This is a genomic window from Microvirga soli (assembly GCF_016734765.1).
GTDB lineage: Bacteria > Pseudomonadota > Alphaproteobacteria > Rhizobiales > Beijerinckiaceae > Microvirga > Microvirga soli.
Genome location: NZ_JAERQE010000001.1, coordinates 396240 through 415596, shown reverse-complemented (window position 1 = coordinate 415596; position 19357 = coordinate 396240). Strand labels below are relative to the sequence as shown.

Here is a 19357-nt window from a genome sequence, read left to right as displayed (position 1 = left end):
CAGTCAGGCGGGGTCCGCTTCCACCCGAGTTGCGCCCTCTGGTCGAAGGCGTCGAACTCCGCGTTGGTTGGCGCCCGCGCGCCTTTGGCCGGTCGTGCGCGGGTCGACCGGCCGGCGCCGTCCCGCATCGTCGAGCGATCCGCCAGATCGAAGGAAAGCCGGCCACGCCAGCGGGTGAAGGTCTGTGCGGACGGATCGACGATCCCCATGCGGGACAAGACCCTGTCTGCAGACTCCTGCGGGGACACCCCCTCGGCGACCCGGTTGCGCTCGACGCCGTGCCGCCCTTCCGCGAGCCGCTCGACCATCAGGTCCATGAACGCAACCCGATCCATGAAGTCCTCCCGCGCATCCCTCCAGATCGCGCGGGCCCGGTCGACGTCGATCTCGTGGTGCCGGTTGGGCTGGGGCACGATGAACTGTGCAATCTCGCCAGGGGTAAAAGTGAAATCCGGATGAGCGTCCCCCTTCAGGGCCTCCTTGGCCTTTCCGTCGGCCCGGTTGCAGGCGTCGCAGATCAGGGCATCCCGGAAGCGCCAAAGCAACGCTTTGACGGGCCCGTCGGCGAGCCGACAGGCCTCGGGAACGCCCTGCGTCCAGGGCGTTCCAAAGCGCTCGTTGAGCCGACGGGCGAACAGATCAACGATGTGGTCGTGATGCCATTCCAGATGGGCCACGAGGACGCCATTGTCGGCCTTACGGACAATCTCGGGCTTGGTCCGTTGGCAGCAGATGCATTGCCAGCTTGGCGGCACCTCGGCCCAGTTCCGGTTCAGGTCAAGGCCCGTTGCCCCGAACTGGTTAACCAAAGCCTTGGTTTGCGCCGTCCACCGGCCGTCGTGGTCAGGGAACCACTCCTCAAGCTGCTCATCGGAAAGCCGCGCCACGTCCGGAAGCGTCAGGGAGACCCAGAGCTCCCCAGGAGGGGGCGTGGGTTCGAAGGGTGTTTCGTCGGATGGGTGGTCCTCATCATTCAACATCGCACGCGCGGTCTCGGTCGTTGTGGTGGCTCCATCCTCTCAGGCCGATCACGACCGTGCAATGAAGGATCCCATCACACGCCACGAACAAATGTTCATGGCCGCCGAGCGCCTGATGCGCTGGCCGGATCTCGGGCTTGGCGTCCGAGACAGCATCACGTTCGCCAGGGGTGTATAAGCCGAACCGATGCCTCATCAGGCTTCCGTCTGCCTTGGTCGTTGCATGGGAGGCGATTGGGTGTACGGGCTCAGAACTGGACATACGGTTGCTGGTGCCGGTAGGAAGCGCCATTCCGCTTGGCTTGGGAGGAACCCCACAGGCAATCCCGGGCGGGGCATGAGGATTCCATGAACGTCTTTCTGCTCGGAGCAGGAGCCTCCAAGAGCTATGGCAGTTCCCCAACCGGCCAACGCATGCCGATTGCGCGGGACTTCTTCCAAACCTTCGACCGTCTCGCCATCAGTGCCAATCCCTGGGTTCTCCAAGAGGGCTTGCTTGGCTACCTGCTGGAGAAGGGCGTTCCCAATCCGCATGATTACCTGCGCTCGGGTCTCGACATCGAAGTGTTGCATTCCGAGATCGAGGCGGCACGGGATGAGGCCATGCGGTCGGGAAATCCGATGGACTTCTACTATCCATACCGGGCCTACAACGAGCTCGTCTTCCTCTTCGCCTCGGTGATCAACGAGATCCAGAACGGCCCCATCTCCGAACCGCACCGCAGCATCGCGCGCCTCCTGGGACCGGATGATGCGGTGGTTACGTTTAACTGGGACACCCTGATGGACCGTGCCCTGTCTGCAGAGACACCGTGGTGTGCGGATTGGGGCTATGGCGTCACGCCCCACAGGGTCTTCACTGATGGCTGGCGATCCCCTAACGACAAACCTTCCGAACCCCGATCCCCGCGCCTGATCAAGTTGCATGGCTCGACGAACTGGCTGACGGCCTATACGACGCCGGACAAGGGCGGCCAGATCGTCCTCACCCATGAGCTTGATCCGGGAACGCTGCATGTGTTCGAGCATGCGACTGAGCCCTACGCCTGCTACGCAGGCCGTTACATGCCAGGATACAAGCCGTTCTCGTATGGCTACTACCCGCCGAACCTCCAGGACGTGCCCGGACGGGCCGCCGGGGAGGGGCGTGTGTTCGTCCGCACCCGGATGCAGGTGCCGTGGAAGCCGGAAGGCACGGCAGCCAAGGACGGCCTCGTCTCGATGCCGCTGATCATCCCACCGGTGAAGAACAAGACCTATGGTATGTTCGGTAGCCTCTTCGCTGGCCTGTGGCGGGAAGCGGAGGACCTTCTCGCTGCGGCCGACACCATCGTTGTCATCGGGTATTCCTTTCCGCGCACGGACCTACAGAGCAATGGGCTTTTCCTGAAAGCGCTGATGCGCCGTTCCTCGATGCCGCGGGTTGTTGTCTTGGACCCGGCACCAGAGCGGGTGGCGGAGAAGTTCCGCCTGGATTTCGGCATCTCCGGGGAACGGCTCACGGTAATCAAGGACTATTTCTCCGAGACGTTTGACCTCGGCGCACTTCTCCGGTCCTGATGAGGACGATCTCCGGATGCCAGGGATCTCGCACCCTGCCCTCGATATCTGTTCGCAGAGCCCTCGACGGGAGATAGCCCAGGGTGGCGCACCAGGATGGCCTGCCATCCCCAGCCGGCTCCGGACATCGTGGATGACTCCGGGGCCAAAATCAGTAAGAGGTGGCCATGCGGTACGATCCGCCCATGTCATGACGCCAGCCAGGAGATCACACGGTGTTGCGCCCCCTCACCAAGCGCAGAGGAGATGGACGCCTCTACGAGCGCCATCCGGCCACGACGGCGCTCCTGCAGGAGCTGATGGCGCTTGACCGGGAGAGCATCGTACAGCGCCTCGCCATAACCAATTTTCGGAGCCCTGGTCATGTTTCCTCCGAATGCCTCGTTTACCTGATCCGCGAGGCAGCGCGCGAGAACCGGGGCGAATGGTTCAACCGTCTCTTTGGCATTCTCCACTGCCGCCTCAAGCACAACCTGGCGCATTCCATCCGCCCCGGCGCGGTCGCCGACGCCGAGACGGTGCGCGAGGAGGTGATCTCCCGCTTCTTCGAGATCCTCGCACGCGGGCTGCGGAACGAGCCTGAACGCCTCGACCCCTTCGAGGTCATGTTCAACGGCGCGCTGGAGGCCCTGCGCAAGGATCTGTACGGGGCCCAACGCCGCCGCGACCGGCGCAAGGCCGACCTGCGCCACGACGGGGAAGACGCGGACGGCCGGCCCTCGCCTGGCGAGGACCCTTATCGCCAGCCGGAAACCGAGAACGGGCTCGGCATGACGACGGCCGAGTTCGAGGTTTTCCGGAAGCAGGCGCTTCATTCGATCAACCATCTGCCGGCGGAGGAGCGGGAGGCGATCCAATTGCTCCTCCAGGGCCACAAGATCGACTCGAAGGATCCCGATGAGATGACCATCGCAAAACTCTGCGCCGTCAATGAGAGAACCGTCCGCAACCGGATCAAGCGGGGCGTGGAGATGATCCGCGCCCGATTGGAAGGACCACGGCCATGAGGTCGACCGACCGCAGCAATCCCTCCCGCGAGGACGTCCTGATGGATTTCGCCACCCGGCAGGACCGGCATGCGCGGGAGGTGCTGGAGAGCTTCGTGCGCCGGTACCCGCAGTACGAGGACGAACTGGTCGAGCTGGCCGACGAGCTCGCGCTTCTTGAGGTCGATTCGGCGCCCGAGTGCGCGGCGGTCGACCAAGCCGTGGCCGGGGCGGCGCTCGCGCAGTTCCGTCAGGTCGAGGCGCGCCTCGCCGCCGAACAGGTGCCACCCGAGGCGCCCGCCGACCCGTTCGCGGCCTTGGATCCGAAGGGCTTCCGGCAGGCGGCCCAGGAGCTCGGGGGCAACGTCGTCTTCATGGGCCGCCTGCGGGACCGCCTCATCCGCAGCGAGGAGTTGTCGCGCGGGTTCATTGCACGGCTCGCCGAGGTGCTCGGCACCACGGCCGATGCGCTCGCGGCCTTTCTGGCCGGTCCGCCGCGGTTGCCGGCCCAAGCCCTCTACAAGGCGGACGGCAAGCCCGAAGCGCGTGACAAATGGACCTTCGCGCAGGCCCTCGACGGCTCGAACCTCACGGACGAGCAGAAACGCCACCTTGCCTCGCTCTGACGGGGGCTGACCGATGGACGTGATCGAGGTCATCCGGCGCGAGGCAGCACGCCGCCACGACGCCGCGGTCGGGGCGGGCGCGGATCCATGGCGGCCGCTCTCGGTGGTCGAGGCGGCCATCGCCGCGCACGAGCTCGACCTCGCCTGGATCGCGCGGGGCGACCCGATGCTGCAGGGCGGCAAGGGGTTGTATGATCCGCAACTGGGGCTGATCGCCTGCGCCGACGAGGGCCCGCCCGGCGAGCGGGCACTGCTGGCCGGGCACGAGCTCGGGCATGCCGTGGTCCACCGCCCGGCCGAACTCATCGTCGACCGCCAGATCGACCCGAGCCGGCTGGCCGACGCCGCGGCGAGCGGCGTCGAGAAGGTGGTGGACTACGGGCGCCGCGAGCGCCGGGAAATCCAGGCCGATCTGTTCGCCCGCGAAATCGTGCTGCCCCGCGGGCGTGCGCGCCGCCTGTTCCTCGACGAGGGGCTGGGAGCGGCCGACATCGCCGAACGGTCGGGACTGCCTTACGCGCTCGTGGCACAGCAGCTCCTCGATGCCCTGCTGCTCCCGGAGCCGCCGGCGGACGGCGACGGGGCCAACGGTCCCGATCCCGGGCTCGACCCCAGCCAGGCGGCGGCCGCGGCGCATCACGGCACGCCGTTCCAGCTCCAGGCAGGCCCGGGCACGGGCAAGACGAAGACGTTGATCGGCCGGATCGAGCGGCTTGGGGACGCAGGCACGGATCCAGCGGACGTCCTGGTCCTCACGTTCTCGAACAAGACCGCAGCGGAGCTGGTCGACCGCCTCGCGGCGCGGCGGCCCGCCGCCGCCGGCGCCACCTGGGTCGGGACCTTCCACGGCTTTGGCCTCGACGTGCTGCGGCGTTTCCACGACCGGGAAGGCCTGCCCGACGACCCGCGCCTGGTCGACCGCGCCGATGCCATCGGCCTCCTGGAGGATCTCGTCCCCACGCTGCCGCTCCGGCACTTCCGCAACCTCTACGACCCGACGCTCGACCTCGGCGACATCCTCAGCGCGATCTCGCGCGCCAAGGACGAGGTCGTCGGCCCGGACGAGTACCGGGCCCTGGCCCGGCGCATGGCCGAGGCCGCCGGCGACGACGACGCCCGCATCCGCGCCGAGAAGGCGCTGGAGGTGGCGGAGGTCTACCGGCGCTACGACGGCGAACTGCGCCGCGCGGGCCTGCTCGACTTCGGCGATCTCGTCATGCGCCCCGCGCTCCTGCTGGAGCGCGACCCGGAGGTCCGCGCCTGGCTCCAGGCCCGGCACCGGCACATCCTCGTCGACGAGTATCAGGACGTGAACCGCGCCAGCATCCGGCTGCTGAAAGCCCTGGCCGGGGCGGGCGAGCGGCTCTGGGTCGTCGGCGACTCCCGCCAGTCCATCTACCGCTTCCGCGGCGCCTCGTCCGGCAACATGGCCCGGTTCCTGGAGGATTTCCCGGCCGGTCGGCGGGACCAGCTCAAGGTGAACTACCGGTCGAGCGCGGAGATCGTCGGGGCGTTCGTCCACTTCGCCGCGACGATGAAGGCCTCGGCGGGAGTGCTGGCCCTTGACCTGACCGCCCACCGGGGCCCCTCGGGGGTGCAGCCGGAGCTCCGGCGCGTCGCGCATCCGGACGACGAGGCGGCGGCGGTCGCCGCCTGGATCAACGAGCTGGCCGAGGCCGGGGTCGCCTTCCGCGACCAGGCCGTCCTCTGCCGCGGCAACGGCCGCCTTGCCGACCTCGCCGCGCAGCTGGAGGCGCGCGACATCCCAGTCCTGTTCCTCGGCAACCTGTTCGAGCGGCCCGAGGCGCGGGACCTCCTGGCGGTGCTGTCGCTCCTCGTCGACCCGCGGGCCTCGGGCCTGCCCCGCGTCGCCGGCCTTCCGCGCTACGCCATGCGGCTCGACGAGGTCGCCCGGCTGGGGGAGCACGCCGCGGGCTGTGCGGCGCCGATGGCGTGGCTGGCCGGGGCCGCGTCGCTCGCTCCGGCGGCGGCCGCGTCGCTCGCCCGCCTCGGCGGGGATCTTGATGGCTTTGGCGCAACGAGCCAGCCCTGGCCCGTGCTCTGCCGGCTCCTCCTCGACCGCAGCGATGTCCTGCGGAACCTCGTCACGTCAGCCAAGGCCGCCGACCGGGTAAAGGCCGTGGCGGTCTGGCAGCTCCTGGGCTTCTGCCGCAGCCTGCCGGACGGGCCGGGCCTGCCGATCCAGCGCCTGCTCGACCGCGCCCGGCGGCTCGTCCTGCTCGCCGAGGAGCGCGACCTGCGCCAGATGCCGGCGGCGGCCGGCACGATGGACGCCGTTCGTCTGATGACGGTGCACGGGAGCAAAGGCCTGGAGTTCGAGGCGGTGCACGTGCCGGGCATGACGCTGACGAGCTTCCCGGGGCGGAACCAGACCCCGCGCTGCCCGCCGCCGGACGGCATGATCGCCGGCGCGGAGGGGCTCGGCGGGGCCGAGGCCGTGAAGGCCGGCCATGACGAGGAGGAGGAGTGCCTCTTCTTCGTGGCCATGTCGCGCGCCAGGCGTCACCTGACCTTGTACGCCAGCTCGCGGCAGGCCGACGGCAAGGCCCGGTCGCCGTCGCCCTTCCTCGATGTCATCGCGCCGGTGCTGCGCCGGGACGAGGCCCCCGCCCTGTTCCGCCCGTCGCGCCCGGATCCCGCGGGGGACCGGGTGGCGGTCGACTGGCAGGAGGCCCCCGTCGTGCATGCGGAGCAACTCTCCCTCTATGCCAAGTGCCCCCGGCGCTACTTCTACACGCATGTGCTCGGCGTGGCCGGCGGGCGGCGCTCGACCGCGTTCGTGCGCATGCACGACGTCGTCTACGACGTGGTGCGGTGGCTGCGGGACGATCCCGGGCGCTGGCACCTGCCCCCCGCGGAGGTGGAGGGCCAGTTCGATCTTGTCTGGGCGGAGAAAGGCCCGACCGACCATGGCTACGCCGAGGACTTCCGCCGCGCCGGACTGGACCTCGTGCGGGCGCTGATGCGCTCGCGGGAGGGTTCGCCGCCGGCGCCGTCGGCGACGGTCCACCTGCCCGCGGCCGGCGTGCGGCTGCTCGTCAGGCCGGACGAGGTGCGCCAGTCCGGCAACCGGGTCGTGTTCCGGCGGGTGCGGACGGGGCGCAAGTCCTCGGACGAGGAGGACGACATCATCTACAGCCTGTACCACCTGGCGGCCCGCCGGCAACACGGCGCCGGGGCGGAGGTCGAGGCGATCCATCTCAGCGACGAAACGGTCACCCGCATCGATCTCACGGCCCGCAAGCTGGAGAACCGGGAAAAGAAGATGCTTGAACTCGCGGCCGGCATCGCGGCCGGCGACTATCCCCGCCGGCCCAATGAGCGCGTCTGCCCGCGCTGTCCCCACTACTTCATCTGCGGGCCCGCGCCGGCCGGACGGCTGGCAAAGCCGGGCGGGTGATCATCCCCTTGATACCTCCCTCGTGGAGCTTCGCACCTGTTCAGGTTCTCACGCGGTTCGCGGGACAGCCTTCACCAAATGGAGCCGGTAGCCTTCGTCCAGGTGCTGAAGCACAAGGGCGAACCAGTCCGATGGCAGCGCCCCGACCACGCAGGTCCCCTGGGCCCGCGGGAGCGACGACAGATATTCGGCGGGGCGGATGTCCGGGCCCGGCCAGGCGAAAACGTTCACCTGATCCGTGTAGATCCACGACGGCCCGTCATCCAGACCGAGGTGGCGCTTCAGCTTGGGAGGGACCTCCAGAGCCCGCTCGCCTTCCGCGGGTGGTTTGTGCGAAATCCCAAGCGCATAGGCCAACGGGATCGGTCCGCGATCCTCGCGCGCCACCACGATGGCGGTGGGATAGACCTTGGCGCCATCCTCGCGGTCATCCTTCTGCGACAGCCACAAGTATTCATAGGCGATGACATGGCCGACCGGAGGCTTGGCGGGAATGCGCATTGCGCAGGCTCACCGCCCGGGAGCCATGTGGCTGGCCGCCTCGACCTCGGGGATGTCGTCCAGGGTGTAAGGCTCGTCCGTGTCGACCTTGGCGCTGCGGATCAGATCCATGTCGCTCTCATCGAGCGCTTGGACCGGCATCGCCTTGCGGTAGGTGGACATAACCTCCCGGAAGAAGGGGGCCGATACCAGATAGGTCGTCGTGCGCCCGTACCGGCTGATCTCGATAGGTCCCTCATAGGCCTTGTCGGCCCATTCACCAAAGTTCTTCTGGATCTCGGATGCTGGAACGGCGGGCATAGGATCCTCCTCGTATTTTACGTAAGTTACGTAAGACAAGGGGAAGATTCAAGGGCGAGGCCTCAAACCCCACCATTCGGCGGGCCAAAAAATTTCTGCGGGTCCTTTCCGGTTCAAGCTGGGCGGTTCGATCAAACGGATGAAGGTGCAGGACCGACCCGGCGCCGCTTCCCGAACCAATAGGACAAAGCAATGACGAGACCGAATGAGAACCCCGCCGAAGGCTCCAAGGGCCCGAAGCCCGCGGCCTACAAGATCAAGATCGACAAGCTCGATCTTGAGACCAGCAATCCAGCGCCGACGGGCCGGGAGCTGCTGGCCCTCGCCGGCAAGACGCCGCCGGAGCGTTACCAGCTCCACCAGCGCGCCAACGGCGGCCGGCTTGAGGAAGTGCCGCTCGACGGCACCGTCGACCTGCGGGAGCCCGGGGTCGAGCGCTTCATCACCCTCCCCCTCGACCAGACCGAAGGGGAGGGGGTGGCGCCCCGGCGGGACTTTGCCCTGCCCGAGACGGACCTCGCGGCGCTCAACGCCCTCGGCCTGCGCTGGGAGGCGGTCTCCGAGAGCGGCGTCACCCGGGTGGTGATCCGCGACTACCCGGTCCCGGCGGGCTACAACGTGGGCAAGGCCGACATCTTCCTCCGGCTGGATCCGAGCTACCCGACGACCCAGATCGACATGGTCTACGCCTTCCCGCACCTCGCCCGGACCGACGGATACCCGATCCGGTCCCTGGTCTCCGACCTCTTCGAGGGCAAGACCTGGCAGGGGTGGTCGCGGCACCGGACGTCGGCCAATCCGTGGCGGCCCGACATCGACGACATCGGCACACATCTCCGCCTCGTGGACTTCTGGTTCGCGGCCGAACTCCAGAAGGCGGCCTGACCGATGCGCACAACCCTGACCATGACGGGCACGCAGCATGAGCTGCTGCGTGCCCACCTCTTCCCCGGCGACGGCCTTGAGGCCGTCGCCCTGATGCTGTGCGGCCGCTGCGAGACACCCGGACTTCACCGCCTTCTCGTCCATCAGGTCGTGCCGGTGCCGCATTCGGAGTGCCATCGCGCGAAGGACCGGGTGACCTGGCCCACCAGCCGCCTGAAGGATCTGCTCGAACAGGCGGCGGGCTCCGGGCTCGCCGTGGCGAAGATCCACAGCCACCCGGACGGCCTTGCGGCGTTCTCGCCCGTCGACGATGCGGCAGACGCCGAACTCTTCAGCTCGGTGGCCGCCGCCGTCGATGACGGCCGCCCCCACCTCAGCGCCATCATGCTGCCGGACGGGCGGGTGATCGCCCGGGCCCATGACGGCGACGGCGGTCATGGGCCGCTCGACCAGGTCGCGGTGATCGGGGACGATCTCCACTTCTGGCACTGCAAGGCGCCGTCGCCCGAGCCGCTCCCCGAATTCGCCCTGCGCCATGCCCAGGCTTTCGGCCGCGGAACCTTCGAGCGGCTCCGCCGGCTGCGCGTCGCCGTGGTCGGCTGCTCCGGGACCGGCAGCGTCGTCGTCGACCAGCTGGCCCGGCTCGGCGTCGGCCGGATCGTCCTGGTCGACCCCGACCGCGTCGAGGAGAAGAACCTGAACCGCATCGTGAACGCGGTCAGGGGCGATGTCGGACGGTTGAAGGTCGAGGTGCTGGGGGACTTCATCCAGCGCCTCGGGCTCGGAACGGCCGTCGAGGCCTTGCCCCTGGACCTGTCCGACCCGGCGGCCCTGCGGGCCGTCGCCGCGTGCGACGTCGCGTTCGGCTGCATGGACAGCGTCGACGGCCGCGACCTGCTCAACCGGCTCGCGACCTTCCACCTCCTGGCGTATTTCGACGTCGGGGTGCGCCTCGACGCCGACGGGCAGGGAGGGATCGACCAGATCTGCGGCTCCGCCCATTACGTCCAGCCCGGCCGGTCGAGCCTGAGGACGCGCGGGGTCTACACCGACGCGGATCTGGAGGCCGCCGCGCTCCGCCGGAGCGATCCCGCCGCCTACGCCGAGAAGGTCCGCCGCGGCTATCTGCGCGGCGTGGACGAGGACCGGCCGGCGGTGAACGCGGTGAACGCGCTGTTTTCGAGCCTCGCCGTCATCGATTTCCTGCTGCGGCTCCATCCCGGCCGCATCGACCCCAACGGCGACTTCGCCGCCCAGACCATGAGCCTGACGGCGGGGCTCTACCTCCAGGCCGCGGAGCGCGGGCCGGACGAAGCCCTCCTGCGCCACGTCGGCCGTGGCGACATGTCGCCGCCGCTGGGGCGGCCTTATCTCGACATGCTGCGGAGGAGGGGCTCATGACGGTCTCCCGCATCAGGCGCGCCTTGCGCTCCCTCGTGACCGGCCTTGCGATGTGGCGTGGACGCTTCGTCGCCGACTACGCCGAGGAGGAGCCGGACCGGCCGATGCCCCGGACCCTGCATGCCGTCGGCGAGGACGGCCACCTTTGGTTCGCGGTGTTCGGATGCCCCTGCGGCTGCGGCGAGACCATCAAACTGTCGCTTCTGCCCGCTGGAAGCCCCCGGTGGCAGCTGACCGATCACTGGGACGGCACGGTCTCGCTGCGGCCCAGCATCTGGCGCCAGAGGGGGTGCAAAAGCCACTTCTGGCTCAGGCGCGGCAAGATCCACTGGTGCTGACCCCGCACTGGCCAGCCGCCTCCACTCCCTTGCCGACCGCCTGACCACACGCGGCCGGCACCCCATCGCCTTTGCACAGCCTACCGGAGGAACCCGACATGCCAGCCTATCTTGTGAGTTATGACCTGAAGAGCGGCAACCCGTCGCCGCACGCCACGTTCTTGGCCTCTGCCGAACCCGAGGGATGGCTCTACATCTGCAAGAGTGCGACGAAGATCTTCCGGCTGCCCAACACCACGCTCTGGGGTGTCTTCGAGGACGTGGCCGCAGCGAATGCTGCCTTCGACCGTGCGCTGGCCGCCGCCGAGGCCCAGCTCGGGCGCAGGATCATCTTGGAGAAGCGTATTGTGACGCGGCTGGGGGATTGGTCCGCCCGGTCCGACCTGATGAAGGCTCCGGAGCCTCGCTACGCCGGCAGGACCGACCTGGAGACCTGCCGCCTGCATCAGCTCGGGGATCCCTTTTTCACCTGATTCACCCGCCGGCCGACACTGCAGGCGGCTCGGAGCGCCCGGCGGGCCGGCTTGGCTATCATTTCCAAGCTCAGCCCAAACTGCCAGCGAGGAGCCGGACAGCCAAGGCATCAGGTACTTCCACGTGGCCAACTCGGTGGCAACGCAGGCGAAGTTCGGGATGATCAACAGCTTCGCGGCCGATCATCCTGAGGACGTCTTCCCGTTCCAGCGCGCTTGCTCCCTGAATGGCGAACGGCGCGCCAACCGGAGGCGCGCCGTCGCTAGGTTACCCTCGTGCCAACCCCTTTTCCCTCGTGGCGTTGCCAATGCGAATGGCAATGCCGTTAACCTTGGGCTCCTGTGCGGCTTTGCGGATCTAAGTGCCTGTGCCACAATAAGAAAGGAGGTCAGGACATTTGGTGGAAAGTTTCGCAATATTTGTCGGTCGGTTTCGCATTTATTGTGAGACTGTCCACATGGATGGTTGCGCAGACCATGAAATACCGCGAAACCGACACAGCCAAATTCAAGGACTTAGCCGAATTCTTCCACGGCAAATGAGAAAGTCGTGCATGAATTATTGAGAAATATGGCTGGTTCTCCATGAATACTTGAGAACCGCCTTCTCAGCCGGAAATCACTACGTATGCTTTGGCGTCCCTAGCACACTCCCAACCTCGCTCCTTCGCCAGAACGAGCGGGTATTTTCTCCATCTGCCGGAAGAATAGGCTCTACCCCATGTTTATGTAATAGATTAACAATTTTATATGCGTGGATTCTATGAGCCCGTGCAAGCACCGGAAGCGGTACAAAGTCCCGGTCGAAAATCTCGACACTCTCCAATGTGATTTTTCTGTGCCTACCCCGCTGAGGCCCAGACCCTTGAAGATCCACAAGAAAGCCTGACGCTAGGAGCCTCGCGATGTCGAGCGTACCACATTGTAGTGCGCGACGTACTTCCGCTGCCGTCATTGTTCCCTGAGAGGCACGTCGCTCTTGGGCGAGCAACGCAACCGCATCACAGTTGAATAGAAACCTTCTGAATCCGAATTCGCTTGATATAATCGATGCTACATGGACCTTTCCGTCTAGGATATCGTTCAGGAGTTCCGCGATACCCAACCCCTTATACACTTGGACTACACGAGCGACACCGATCAGGTTCGTCTTCTCCTTCACTGTCGCTTGTGGCATGCATTCGACCCTATCGATCAGGTGCTCAAGGGAGCGGCGCGACACGTAATGCTTCGGAGGTCTGCTAATCGACATGACAAGTCCCACGCGCACTAGCTCCCTCACATGATCAATGTTGACGCCGGATAGTTGAGCAGCATCTCCAAAGGTAATCGCGTCAAGCTCTCTCTTGAATTCTTGTGTATCGAGGTGTGGAAGCCGCTCTGTTTCAGCCAATTCGACTTCCGCCTTTGAGACAAAAAGGTAGGTAATCTTCCCCGCAGTCACGAACTGCCCTTTTATCTGCCCGCTGTTGACCATCTTCAGTATTGTATTCTCGTGAACACCCATCCGGAGTGCCGCGCGACTGCGGCTGATCCATTGGCCTGATCCAACCTTCCCGACCAGTTGTCTAGGCAATGCCGCCTCACCAATCCATGTTTCGTCCAAGTGAACCAAGAGCTCCTCGATGAGAACAGATCGGGCCGCTGGAGGCATGAGCGAGCTATAAGCACCCTGTCCCATCAATCTCTGGTAGAGTCCTGCAAACCGCTGCTGGAGGCTCCGTCTTCCTTTCGTATCATCCGCGGCCTCTCTCAACAGCCCATGGAATTGACGTGGCCAGTCCGTGAGGACCTCCGCAGTGGCTTTCATGACGTCTTCGGGTTTGGATCCTCTACGCCTGCTATGTCCTCGTAACGACATCACCGGAAGGCCCACTCCGGCGATCATGCGAATGATGTCCGCAGCATCCAAATGTCCAAATGCGTTCCAAAGCGTCGAACCTTGTGGTAGGTCAGGGACGGCCAACTTCTTCGCCAACAGTAGAATAACGTCGAGTTCGGCTTGAGGTGCCGGTTCCGGATCGGCACTTGAGAGTCGACCTTCGCAATGAGGGGTCGGACAGCGATCAATTCCCGGTCGTCGCCACGTGATTGGATTCGTGCAGACCGGACAGATCCTTGACAGACAGCAGCCGTGCCGAGGACAACACGTCCAGAAACCTAGGTCCCAGATTGCAGGTAACACTCGTCGCTCGGCTAGGCAAAGGGGGCATACCTTAGGATGTTCGGACGCTAGCATCCAAGAAGGCAAATCCAAGCCTGGTATAACGATCTTCGAATGCCCCTTACCACGCTTGAGGGGAATCAAGTCCGCGAATTCCTCAGGACTTCGTCCAATCATTTCGGCGAGCCTACGCATCACATCTTGGCGTGCGACGTCTCCCCGCCCCGGAAAGCCGGCCAGCGCGAGAATCCAGCTTGGATCTGGATGGCCATTTAACTCGGCCATGCGAAGTGCCCAGCCCCGTATTCCCTCACCTCTGATGGGTGATGTTCGGACAGGCATTCGGTACGAATGACTAAAATCGGGATGATCCAGAAAGTGGTCCTGTGTCTTCACACTCGACGTCGTTTCTTGACCAGACATCTTTAACCCTCGACTAGCGTTCAGCACTTCGGTCGAAAGAAGGTCCAACTTCAACCTATTCGATCTCGACCGACTTCGACCAAAGATGAGCAACTCGCGGGGACTCTGTGTTCACGACTTCACTATGAGGTCGCCTGCCTCTTACTGAGATCAATCGCATTGAGTTCTGACAACTTCCACACGGCTGAAATCCCTTTTGCGGAGTGAGAATGTATCAGCGGTTCAACGCCAGCAGCCTTCAATCTTTCACAGATCACCCGCGTGCTCGTTCGGAACTCGCGTGCCAACCGACTTGAAAGAGCGAATCGGCCATGGAATCCATTTACAGACACAGCGGAGATGCTGCATTTGGAATGGATGGATTGATTGTGCGCCTCAATTCTCTCCAGGCATCCATGTTCAACGAGAAGAGGTATCATACGTACCGAGACCGACAACCGCTTGGCCGCAGCCGCTACGCTCATTGAAGCGCCGTTTAACGTGAACCGAGTCCCGAATATGGCATCCTTAGAGACCAGTAGACGCTGAAAAACTGGCGATGATTTACCTGATGAGTCATCCGCCACCAGTTTGAGAATGCCCTGAAAGACCGCAGATACAAGATCTACGAGACGGACCCGACGCAGCTCCGGAACGTTTGCCAGTCGTATGTGATCAACGCTTGAGTGCTTAGATACAGCCGCATCTTCGAGCCGTATCCTAAATGCGTCGAGATCATCGATATGGAATCGATACTCGTGGCTCCTCTTCCCAACGTAACGCGCCGCTGTCAGTAGTCCGATCCTCCGGAAGGTCTCGATCTGAAAAGCTGAAACACCGAGCCATCGGCCGGCCTCTCTCGATCCGAGGCTGCTTGCACGCTCATCTAGTATCCTACCTAGGTGCTGACAATCGATGAGCCGAATGTGCCGCGTGCCCATGGTTTGGCTTGCGCCCGAAAGGCGTCCATCCAAGATCATTTTACCAATCGATGCATTCGTAACGCCCAGTTGGCGGGCTGCCACTGCGGCAGTAACATGAGTCTTTTGGAAGGGCGGATTGGCATAGAAGAACGACCAGTGCTTGACGGGCAGCCCATTAACATCACTGGCTAAGGTGCACCGGATTTCATCCAGTATCTGTTCAAGACCCGGGTGATCGAATGCAACTCTCATCCGTTCCATCAGGGGTCCGAACGTCGCCACCAACCCACCGAATCCGGGTCGACGATGTTCCTTCAACCAATTTCGAAGTCCGTGTGGCCAGTCAAGCAAAACCGGAGCGCCTCTCTGGACCACATCCAACGCCGTCATGAGGCGTGGCTTGGCTATGAACATGGAACGCCAAGCCGCCAAGCCTGGAGTGTGAGTGCCAGCGAACCAAAGAAGACGAACAGCGGCATCGAGACCCACTACTGGAGCGATTCCATGGAACCGGTTGAGTGTAGAACCAGCAAAATTCGCTATGGCGCGTGCTATATCCAATACCTCACGAGGGACGGGTAGGTTCGAGCTTGCGATCTCCTTTCCGCATCGGCAGACTCTAGGGGATCGCCGGTACCATGACAGTCGGCTGCCGCAGTGGTTGCAGGTGTCGGTCAGGATTTCATTATGTTCCGGGCAAGCGAGGTAGCAACGTAGATCCCAAATGCGCTTGCAGGATTTTCCCTCCCGCAAGCAGGACACACAAACCTTGGCGTGGATCATGTCGAGGCCTGACGCAGCGATCTCTTGTCTGCCAAAACGAACGATGTTCGAGCGGGTCGCCAGAGGCCAAATTGAAATCGACTTGAGCTCTTCTACATTCACCAAATGGTCTACGGCAGCCGCGAGCGGACCCAAGTCACATTCCTTGGTAGCAAAGCTTCTCGGCAGCCGTGCCGCAGTCAGGAGCCATCGCAGGTCATTCAACCCGTTTGCCTCGGTCAAGGCAAGGGCATAGCCGAGCAGACTGCTCTCGGCATCCGGTTTCAATCGAACAAGCAGTCGCATGAATCATCCGCCATCATGCTTTAGTCAATGCAGTCGTTAGCTCGGCGCGACGTTCGGACTTTCTCTTTTTTCCCCGACGGGTCCGCTTCGGCTGAATGAGAAGCGTATGGTCGCGTATCGGAGGTGGCATGCGGCCATCCCATTCGGGACCCCACGGATTGATCAGTTTCTCGTGCAGCTTCTCCTTGCGGAATGCCTTATCGAAACCTCGTCTGAGGAGATCGGCACTAACGATTAGGTCTCCATCCCTTGTCGCTATCCACATCGCCCTTGAAAGCAGTTTCTTGAGTAGGCCGACAACACCCCTGGAGGCGTAGTAGAATTTTTTGGCTTCGTCTTCGTCCAAGACGTCAATCTCAGGCGCATATGGAAGAGGTGACTCCTCCTTGAATGCGACCAGGAGAGCAAGGAAGAATAGGCGACTCTCCGGAACTGGGTCGGTATCCTTGACAGGATCCTTGCCCCATATGTAGGGCGGCATCTGAATCTCTTCGTCCCAGCGCCTGTCGATCTGGTCGTCATGATCAAACAGGTGGCGGACGCGTCCCATTCCAAGCAGGATGAATGAGACATTGATCTGGCTATGGATCTCCTTCAACCATTCGGCCAAGTCTTCCCGCCGGACCACGCCGTCACGGTCGACGGCGCGTTGTGCCTCATCAACCACAATACCTCTGACACCACAGGCCTGCGTATACAGTACCAGCCGTGTATTGAGGTCATCACGGCCTCCCTTGCGCCAGAACTCATCACCGAGATGCTTCAGCAGCACGCGGGCTACGGAAATTGGAGTCGGCTGAGAGGGCATGTCGATGCACAGCAGAGGAACGGAGTCACATACTGCCTCGAGACCACCGGGAAGGTTTACTCTGCGGCCATCCACCACTCGCGGGAAGTTCTCTTCAATTTTTGTGACGAGCGTTGTTTTTCCGATCCCGGAAGGTCCGGTTATGAAAAGGTTCGGAGCCTCCCGTACCTTACCGTGGAGACCAATGGTCGCGATAACCTCCTCTACAACATCCTCAAAGGCCGGATGTTCAATGAAGATGCTGTCGAGTTCACCTAGAATATCGTCAGAAGGTGGAATTTTCGTCGTCATCATGTTTGCTCCCGAACGTAATTCAGTCCCTGGGTCGAAGTGAGCGCGTTGCCGTGAAACGGGGGAGTGTCAGACGTCTCTGAATCGGCGCCACGGCAGGACTGTTGGGAACATCGTATCGAGTCACCGGAGCTTCGTGATTACCCGATTCTTCGATTAGCGGAGCGTCGTGAACATTCAGCGCTTCGATCAACGGAGGGGTCCCGACAGCAAAGTGCTGATTGAGAGCTCCGAAATGTCCGTCTGTATTGAGGAGATTGAAGATGGTATGTGTACCTATCCCAGCAGCACGTGCGATCAATGTGTTGTTGCGCATGCCCATGGCTTGGGGCATAGCTTGCTTGATCAAGCCATGAAGCGCCATCTTTGCCCGGAGGCGGGCTTCAAGATTAGTGCTGCCGGAAATCCTTTCGGCATGGCGGGTATAGAGCGTGTGGCGGTGCAAATCGAGGCCCGTAGCATATTTCTGGTCAAGTGCGTAGCAGGGTATCCAAGTCTCATTCCTTGAATCGTAGACGTGCACTTTACCGAGATTGAGAGGATTGACTCGCACGCGGACCTTGAGGCTAGCTCCTTGGTTGTGGCGTAGGATGTCCACGCCATCACTATAGTAGCGCATGTTCGCGTAAAGTACGCCGCGCGAGTCCAGAAGAGTTCCTTCCCGATCGATGCCGCAGAGGAAATCCAAATCGGTGCCGGACCTAGGGAACCTCGGCTTAATCACCCGAGTGCCTTCGATCCAGCGTTGGTTTGGGCTCATGTTAAGTCGGGGCAATGCGCCGGTATTGTAAACCTCTACGATCCACTTGTGTATGATCCAAAGAAGATGCGAAAATCCGATGCAGCCGTTCTTGGCGGGATCATAGTCGCAACGATCGATCTCCTTTGACAATACGAAGCCTGGCATTTCGCGCAGAAGGGTCTGGTTCAATACCCGAAACGTATTTTCGACAACGCCCTTTACCCAAGGCATCCGGGGTGGAGTGAAATCATAGGCAATGTCGAGATCACCCATCAGGCGCTCGATTGTTCTTCCGTGAGCTGCCAACTCGTTATCGAATGTTACGAAGCGTGGACGACCACCCATAATATAGCCGCCTGATATGTCGGGGTACGCTTTTCGAACATAAGATTTCGGGAGAGATGCATGACGGAAAACGCTTGTGAAAACCAGATCACCGGGTGGTTCGAAGCCGCAATAGAAGCCAATGATTGCCTTTGAATACACGTCAACCAACCAAGCCAACCAAGGACGTCCTAGAGGTATTCCCAGCAGGTCATCGAAGCTGTAAACGTCCAACAGCGTTTCGTCGTACTGAACATCGCTCAAGCATGCCTCGGGCTCTTCATGCCCGTGCGGGCGACGAAAATCCTTCTGCGTTTTGGTTCGTCCCCTCAAAGCGAGGCTGGCAAGGTAGGCTGGAATGGTGTCGAGAATGTTGTAGAAGGAGGATTTGCAAGGCAGCTTTATATACTCTGCTAGTTCTGGCTCACTGACCTTGAGAGCATCAAGTCGAGTTAGACTCTCGATCATGATGTCAGTCATTGTCACGGTTGGCTTGTCGCCTTTTGATTTCTCGCGAGCCGCCTCCAGCTTTTCCATCATCACCTTTCGAATGATGGCCTTGATTTTCTTGAACACTATCCGGCGATAGCCGCGCTTGTCGAAGTCTCCCTCGAGATCGCGCACGTCGTTCGCTACATCAAGTTCGCCTTTCCAGCGATAATAGGTCGCTGTGCTGACCTCCTTATCTCGACCGTAGTGTTTTTGGCCGAGCTCCTGCCCGAGTTCCGTTAGCGTTCGTGCTAGGACAGTCTCCTTGGTCTGTTTCCCGTCGACACGTATTTTCGCGGTTTTGAGGCCGGGAGGAAGTCTCTTTTCGACTTCACGGATAACGTCTCTGCGAAACTCAATTCGCTTTCGTACATGTTCAGGTTTGTCGGAAATTAATGTCGAACGCCTTCTGGCTCGCTTTGCTGTCTCTTCAGGAGTGTCATCATCGCGCTCTCGGTCAAATTCGAAACTTCCATCTGCGAACCACATCTCGAGATCAGAGGTGCGTTGGCGCTCAATGATCGCCCCGCGGGTCGGCCCATGCAGCGAGACCGCCTCGACCGGAACCATCTGCCAATGCGAGATGCCTTCGATGGCGATCTCGTTAAGGAGACGGTAGCGCTTCTTATCGAGAAGGATGCGCACACCCTCCTGAAAGGCGAACGATTCCATGCT

At 62.6% G+C, this 19357-nt stretch carries 15 protein-coding genes; 8 read left to right on the top strand and 7 right to left on the bottom strand.

Annotation, left to right across the window (positions count from 1 at the left end; translation table 11 throughout):
• Positions 1 to 980: hypothetical protein (locus tag JKL45_RS01805; RefSeq protein ID WP_201859385.1), on the bottom strand; the 980-nt coding region annotated here is incomplete at its 3' end.
• A gap of 348 nt (positions 981 to 1328) precedes the next feature.
• On the opposite strand from JKL45_RS01805, the gene JKL45_RS01800 reads away from it, so the two are divergent.
• The 4 genes from JKL45_RS01800 (at position 1329) to JKL45_RS01785 (ending at position 7573) form a co-directional block, all read left to right on the top strand.
• A complete protein-coding gene (locus JKL45_RS01800; protein WP_201859384.1) occupies positions 1329 to 2540 on the top strand; it encodes an SIR2 family protein in 1212 nt (403 codons plus the stop codon).
• Between the two features lie 215 nt (positions 2541 to 2755).
• A complete protein-coding gene (locus JKL45_RS01795) occupies positions 2756 to 3547 on the top strand; it encodes an RNA polymerase sigma factor (protein ID WP_201859383.1) in 792 nt (263 codons plus the stop codon).
• Complete coding sequence (locus JKL45_RS01790; protein ID WP_201859382.1) at positions 3544 to 4152, top strand: hypothetical protein; 609 nt, start codon at positions 3544 to 3546, stop codon at positions 4150 to 4152. Before JKL45_RS01795 ends, JKL45_RS01790 begins: the two co-directional genes overlap by 4 nt.
• 13 nt (positions 4153 to 4165) lie before the next feature.
• Positions 4166 to 7573, top strand: a complete 3408-nt coding sequence (locus tag JKL45_RS01785) for an ATP-dependent helicase (protein WP_201859381.1) — start codon at positions 4166 to 4168, stop codon at positions 7571 to 7573.
• Between the two features lie 48 nt (positions 7574 to 7621).
• Here the strand turns inward: JKL45_RS01785 and JKL45_RS01780 are convergent, their stop codons facing one another.
• Together JKL45_RS01780 and JKL45_RS01775 are read right to left on the bottom strand one after the other, a co-directional pair.
• Positions 7622 to 8074 (bottom strand): magnesium and cobalt transport protein CorA, encoded by a 453-nt coding sequence (locus JKL45_RS01780; RefSeq protein ID WP_201859380.1) that lies wholly within the window; start codon positions 8072 to 8074, stop codon positions 7622 to 7624.
• Positions 8075 to 8083: 9 nt separating this feature from the next.
• A complete protein-coding gene (locus JKL45_RS01775) occupies positions 8084 to 8374 on the bottom strand; it encodes a type II toxin-antitoxin system Phd/YefM family antitoxin (RefSeq protein WP_201859379.1) in 291 nt (96 codons plus the stop codon).
• Between the two features lie 192 nt (positions 8375 to 8566).
• Here JKL45_RS01775 and JKL45_RS01770 point away from each other — a divergent pair, with 192 nt between their 5' ends.
• From JKL45_RS01770 to JKL45_RS01755, 4 genes are all read left to right on the top strand, one after another.
• Positions 8567 to 9259: a multiubiquitin domain-containing protein gene (locus tag JKL45_RS01770; RefSeq protein WP_201859378.1), complete on the top strand. Its 693-nt coding sequence runs from the start codon at positions 8567 to 8569 to the stop codon at positions 9257 to 9259.
• A gap of 3 nt (positions 9260 to 9262) precedes the next feature.
• A complete protein-coding gene (locus JKL45_RS01765; RefSeq protein WP_201859377.1) occupies positions 9263 to 10660 on the top strand; it encodes a ThiF family adenylyltransferase in 1398 nt (465 codons plus the stop codon).
• Positions 10657 to 10998 (top strand): ubiquitination-like system serine protease family protein, encoded by a 342-nt coding sequence (locus tag JKL45_RS01760; protein WP_201859376.1) that lies wholly within the window; start codon positions 10657 to 10659, stop codon positions 10996 to 10998. The genes JKL45_RS01765 and JKL45_RS01760 overlap by 4 nt, the downstream gene beginning before the upstream one ends.
• A 98-nt stretch (positions 10999 to 11096) precedes the next feature.
• Positions 11097 to 11471: a hypothetical protein gene (locus JKL45_RS01755; RefSeq protein ID WP_201859375.1), complete on the top strand. Its 375-nt coding sequence runs from the start codon at positions 11097 to 11099 to the stop codon at positions 11469 to 11471.
• A gap of 622 nt (positions 11472 to 12093) precedes the next feature.
• Here the strand turns inward: JKL45_RS01755 and JKL45_RS31090 are convergent.
• The 4 genes from JKL45_RS31090 to JKL45_RS01735 all read right to left on the bottom strand — a co-directional run bounded on the left by JKL45_RS31090 (position 12094) and on the right by JKL45_RS01735 (position 19354).
• Complete coding sequence (locus tag JKL45_RS31090) at positions 12094 to 13977, bottom strand: TniQ family protein (protein ID WP_512699568.1); 1884 nt, start codon at positions 13975 to 13977, stop codon at positions 12094 to 12096.
• Between the two features lie 203 nt (positions 13978 to 14180).
• Entirely contained in the window at positions 14181 to 16028 is a 1848-nt protein-coding gene (locus tag JKL45_RS01745; protein WP_201859373.1) for a TniQ family protein, read from the bottom strand.
• Positions 16029 to 16041: 13 nt separating this feature from the next.
• Complete coding sequence (locus JKL45_RS01740) at positions 16042 to 17130, bottom strand: TniB family NTP-binding protein (RefSeq protein ID WP_201859372.1); 1089 nt, start codon at positions 17128 to 17130, stop codon at positions 16042 to 16044.
• Between the two features lie 19 nt (positions 17131 to 17149).
• The gene (locus JKL45_RS01735; RefSeq protein WP_201859371.1) at positions 17150 to 19354 is read right to left on the bottom strand and encodes a TnsB C-terminal domain-containing protein; all 2205 of its coding nucleotides are present in this window, start codon (positions 19352 to 19354) and stop codon (positions 17150 to 17152) included.
• Between the last annotated feature and the right edge of the window lie 3 nt (positions 19355 to 19357).

Coding starts and splice junctions, on each gene's coding strand:
- JKL45_RS01780 (WP_201859380.1), bottom strand. CDS start 8,074: ATGCGCATTCCCGCCAAGCCTCCGGTCGGCCATGTCATCGCCTATGAA.
- JKL45_RS01765 (WP_201859377.1), top strand. CDS start 9,263: ATGCGCACAACCCTGACCATGACGGGCACGCAGCATGAGCTGCTGCGT.
- JKL45_RS01785 (WP_201859381.1), top strand. CDS start 4,166: ATGGACGTGATCGAGGTCATCCGGCGCGAGGCAGCACGCCGCCACGAC.
- JKL45_RS01775 (WP_201859379.1), bottom strand. CDS start 8,374: ATGCCCGCCGTTCCAGCATCCGAGATCCAGAAGAACTTTGGTGAATGG.
- JKL45_RS01745 (WP_201859373.1), bottom strand. CDS start 16,028: ATGCGACTGCTTGTTCGATTGAAACCGGATGCCGAGAGCAGTCTGCTC.
- JKL45_RS01755 (WP_201859375.1), top strand. CDS start 11,097: ATGCCAGCCTATCTTGTGAGTTATGACCTGAAGAGCGGCAACCCGTCG.
- JKL45_RS01740 (WP_201859372.1), bottom strand. CDS start 17,130: ATGATGACGACGAAAATTCCACCTTCTGACGATATTCTAGGTGAACTC.
- JKL45_RS01800 (WP_201859384.1), top strand. CDS start 1,329: ATGAACGTCTTTCTGCTCGGAGCAGGAGCCTCCAAGAGCTATGGCAGT.
- JKL45_RS01760 (WP_201859376.1), top strand. CDS start 10,657: ATGACGGTCTCCCGCATCAGGCGCGCCTTGCGCTCCCTCGTGACCGGC.
- JKL45_RS01770 (WP_201859378.1), top strand. CDS start 8,567: ATGACGAGACCGAATGAGAACCCCGCCGAAGGCTCCAAGGGCCCGAAG.
- JKL45_RS01735 (WP_201859371.1), bottom strand. CDS start 19,354: ATGGAATCGTTCGCCTTTCAGGAGGGTGTGCGCATCCTTCTCGATAAG.
- JKL45_RS01790 (WP_201859382.1), top strand. CDS start 3,544: ATGAGGTCGACCGACCGCAGCAATCCCTCCCGCGAGGACGTCCTGATG.
- JKL45_RS31090 (WP_512699568.1), bottom strand. CDS start 13,977: ATGCCTGTCCGAACATCACCCATCAGAGGTGAGGGAATACGGGGCTGG.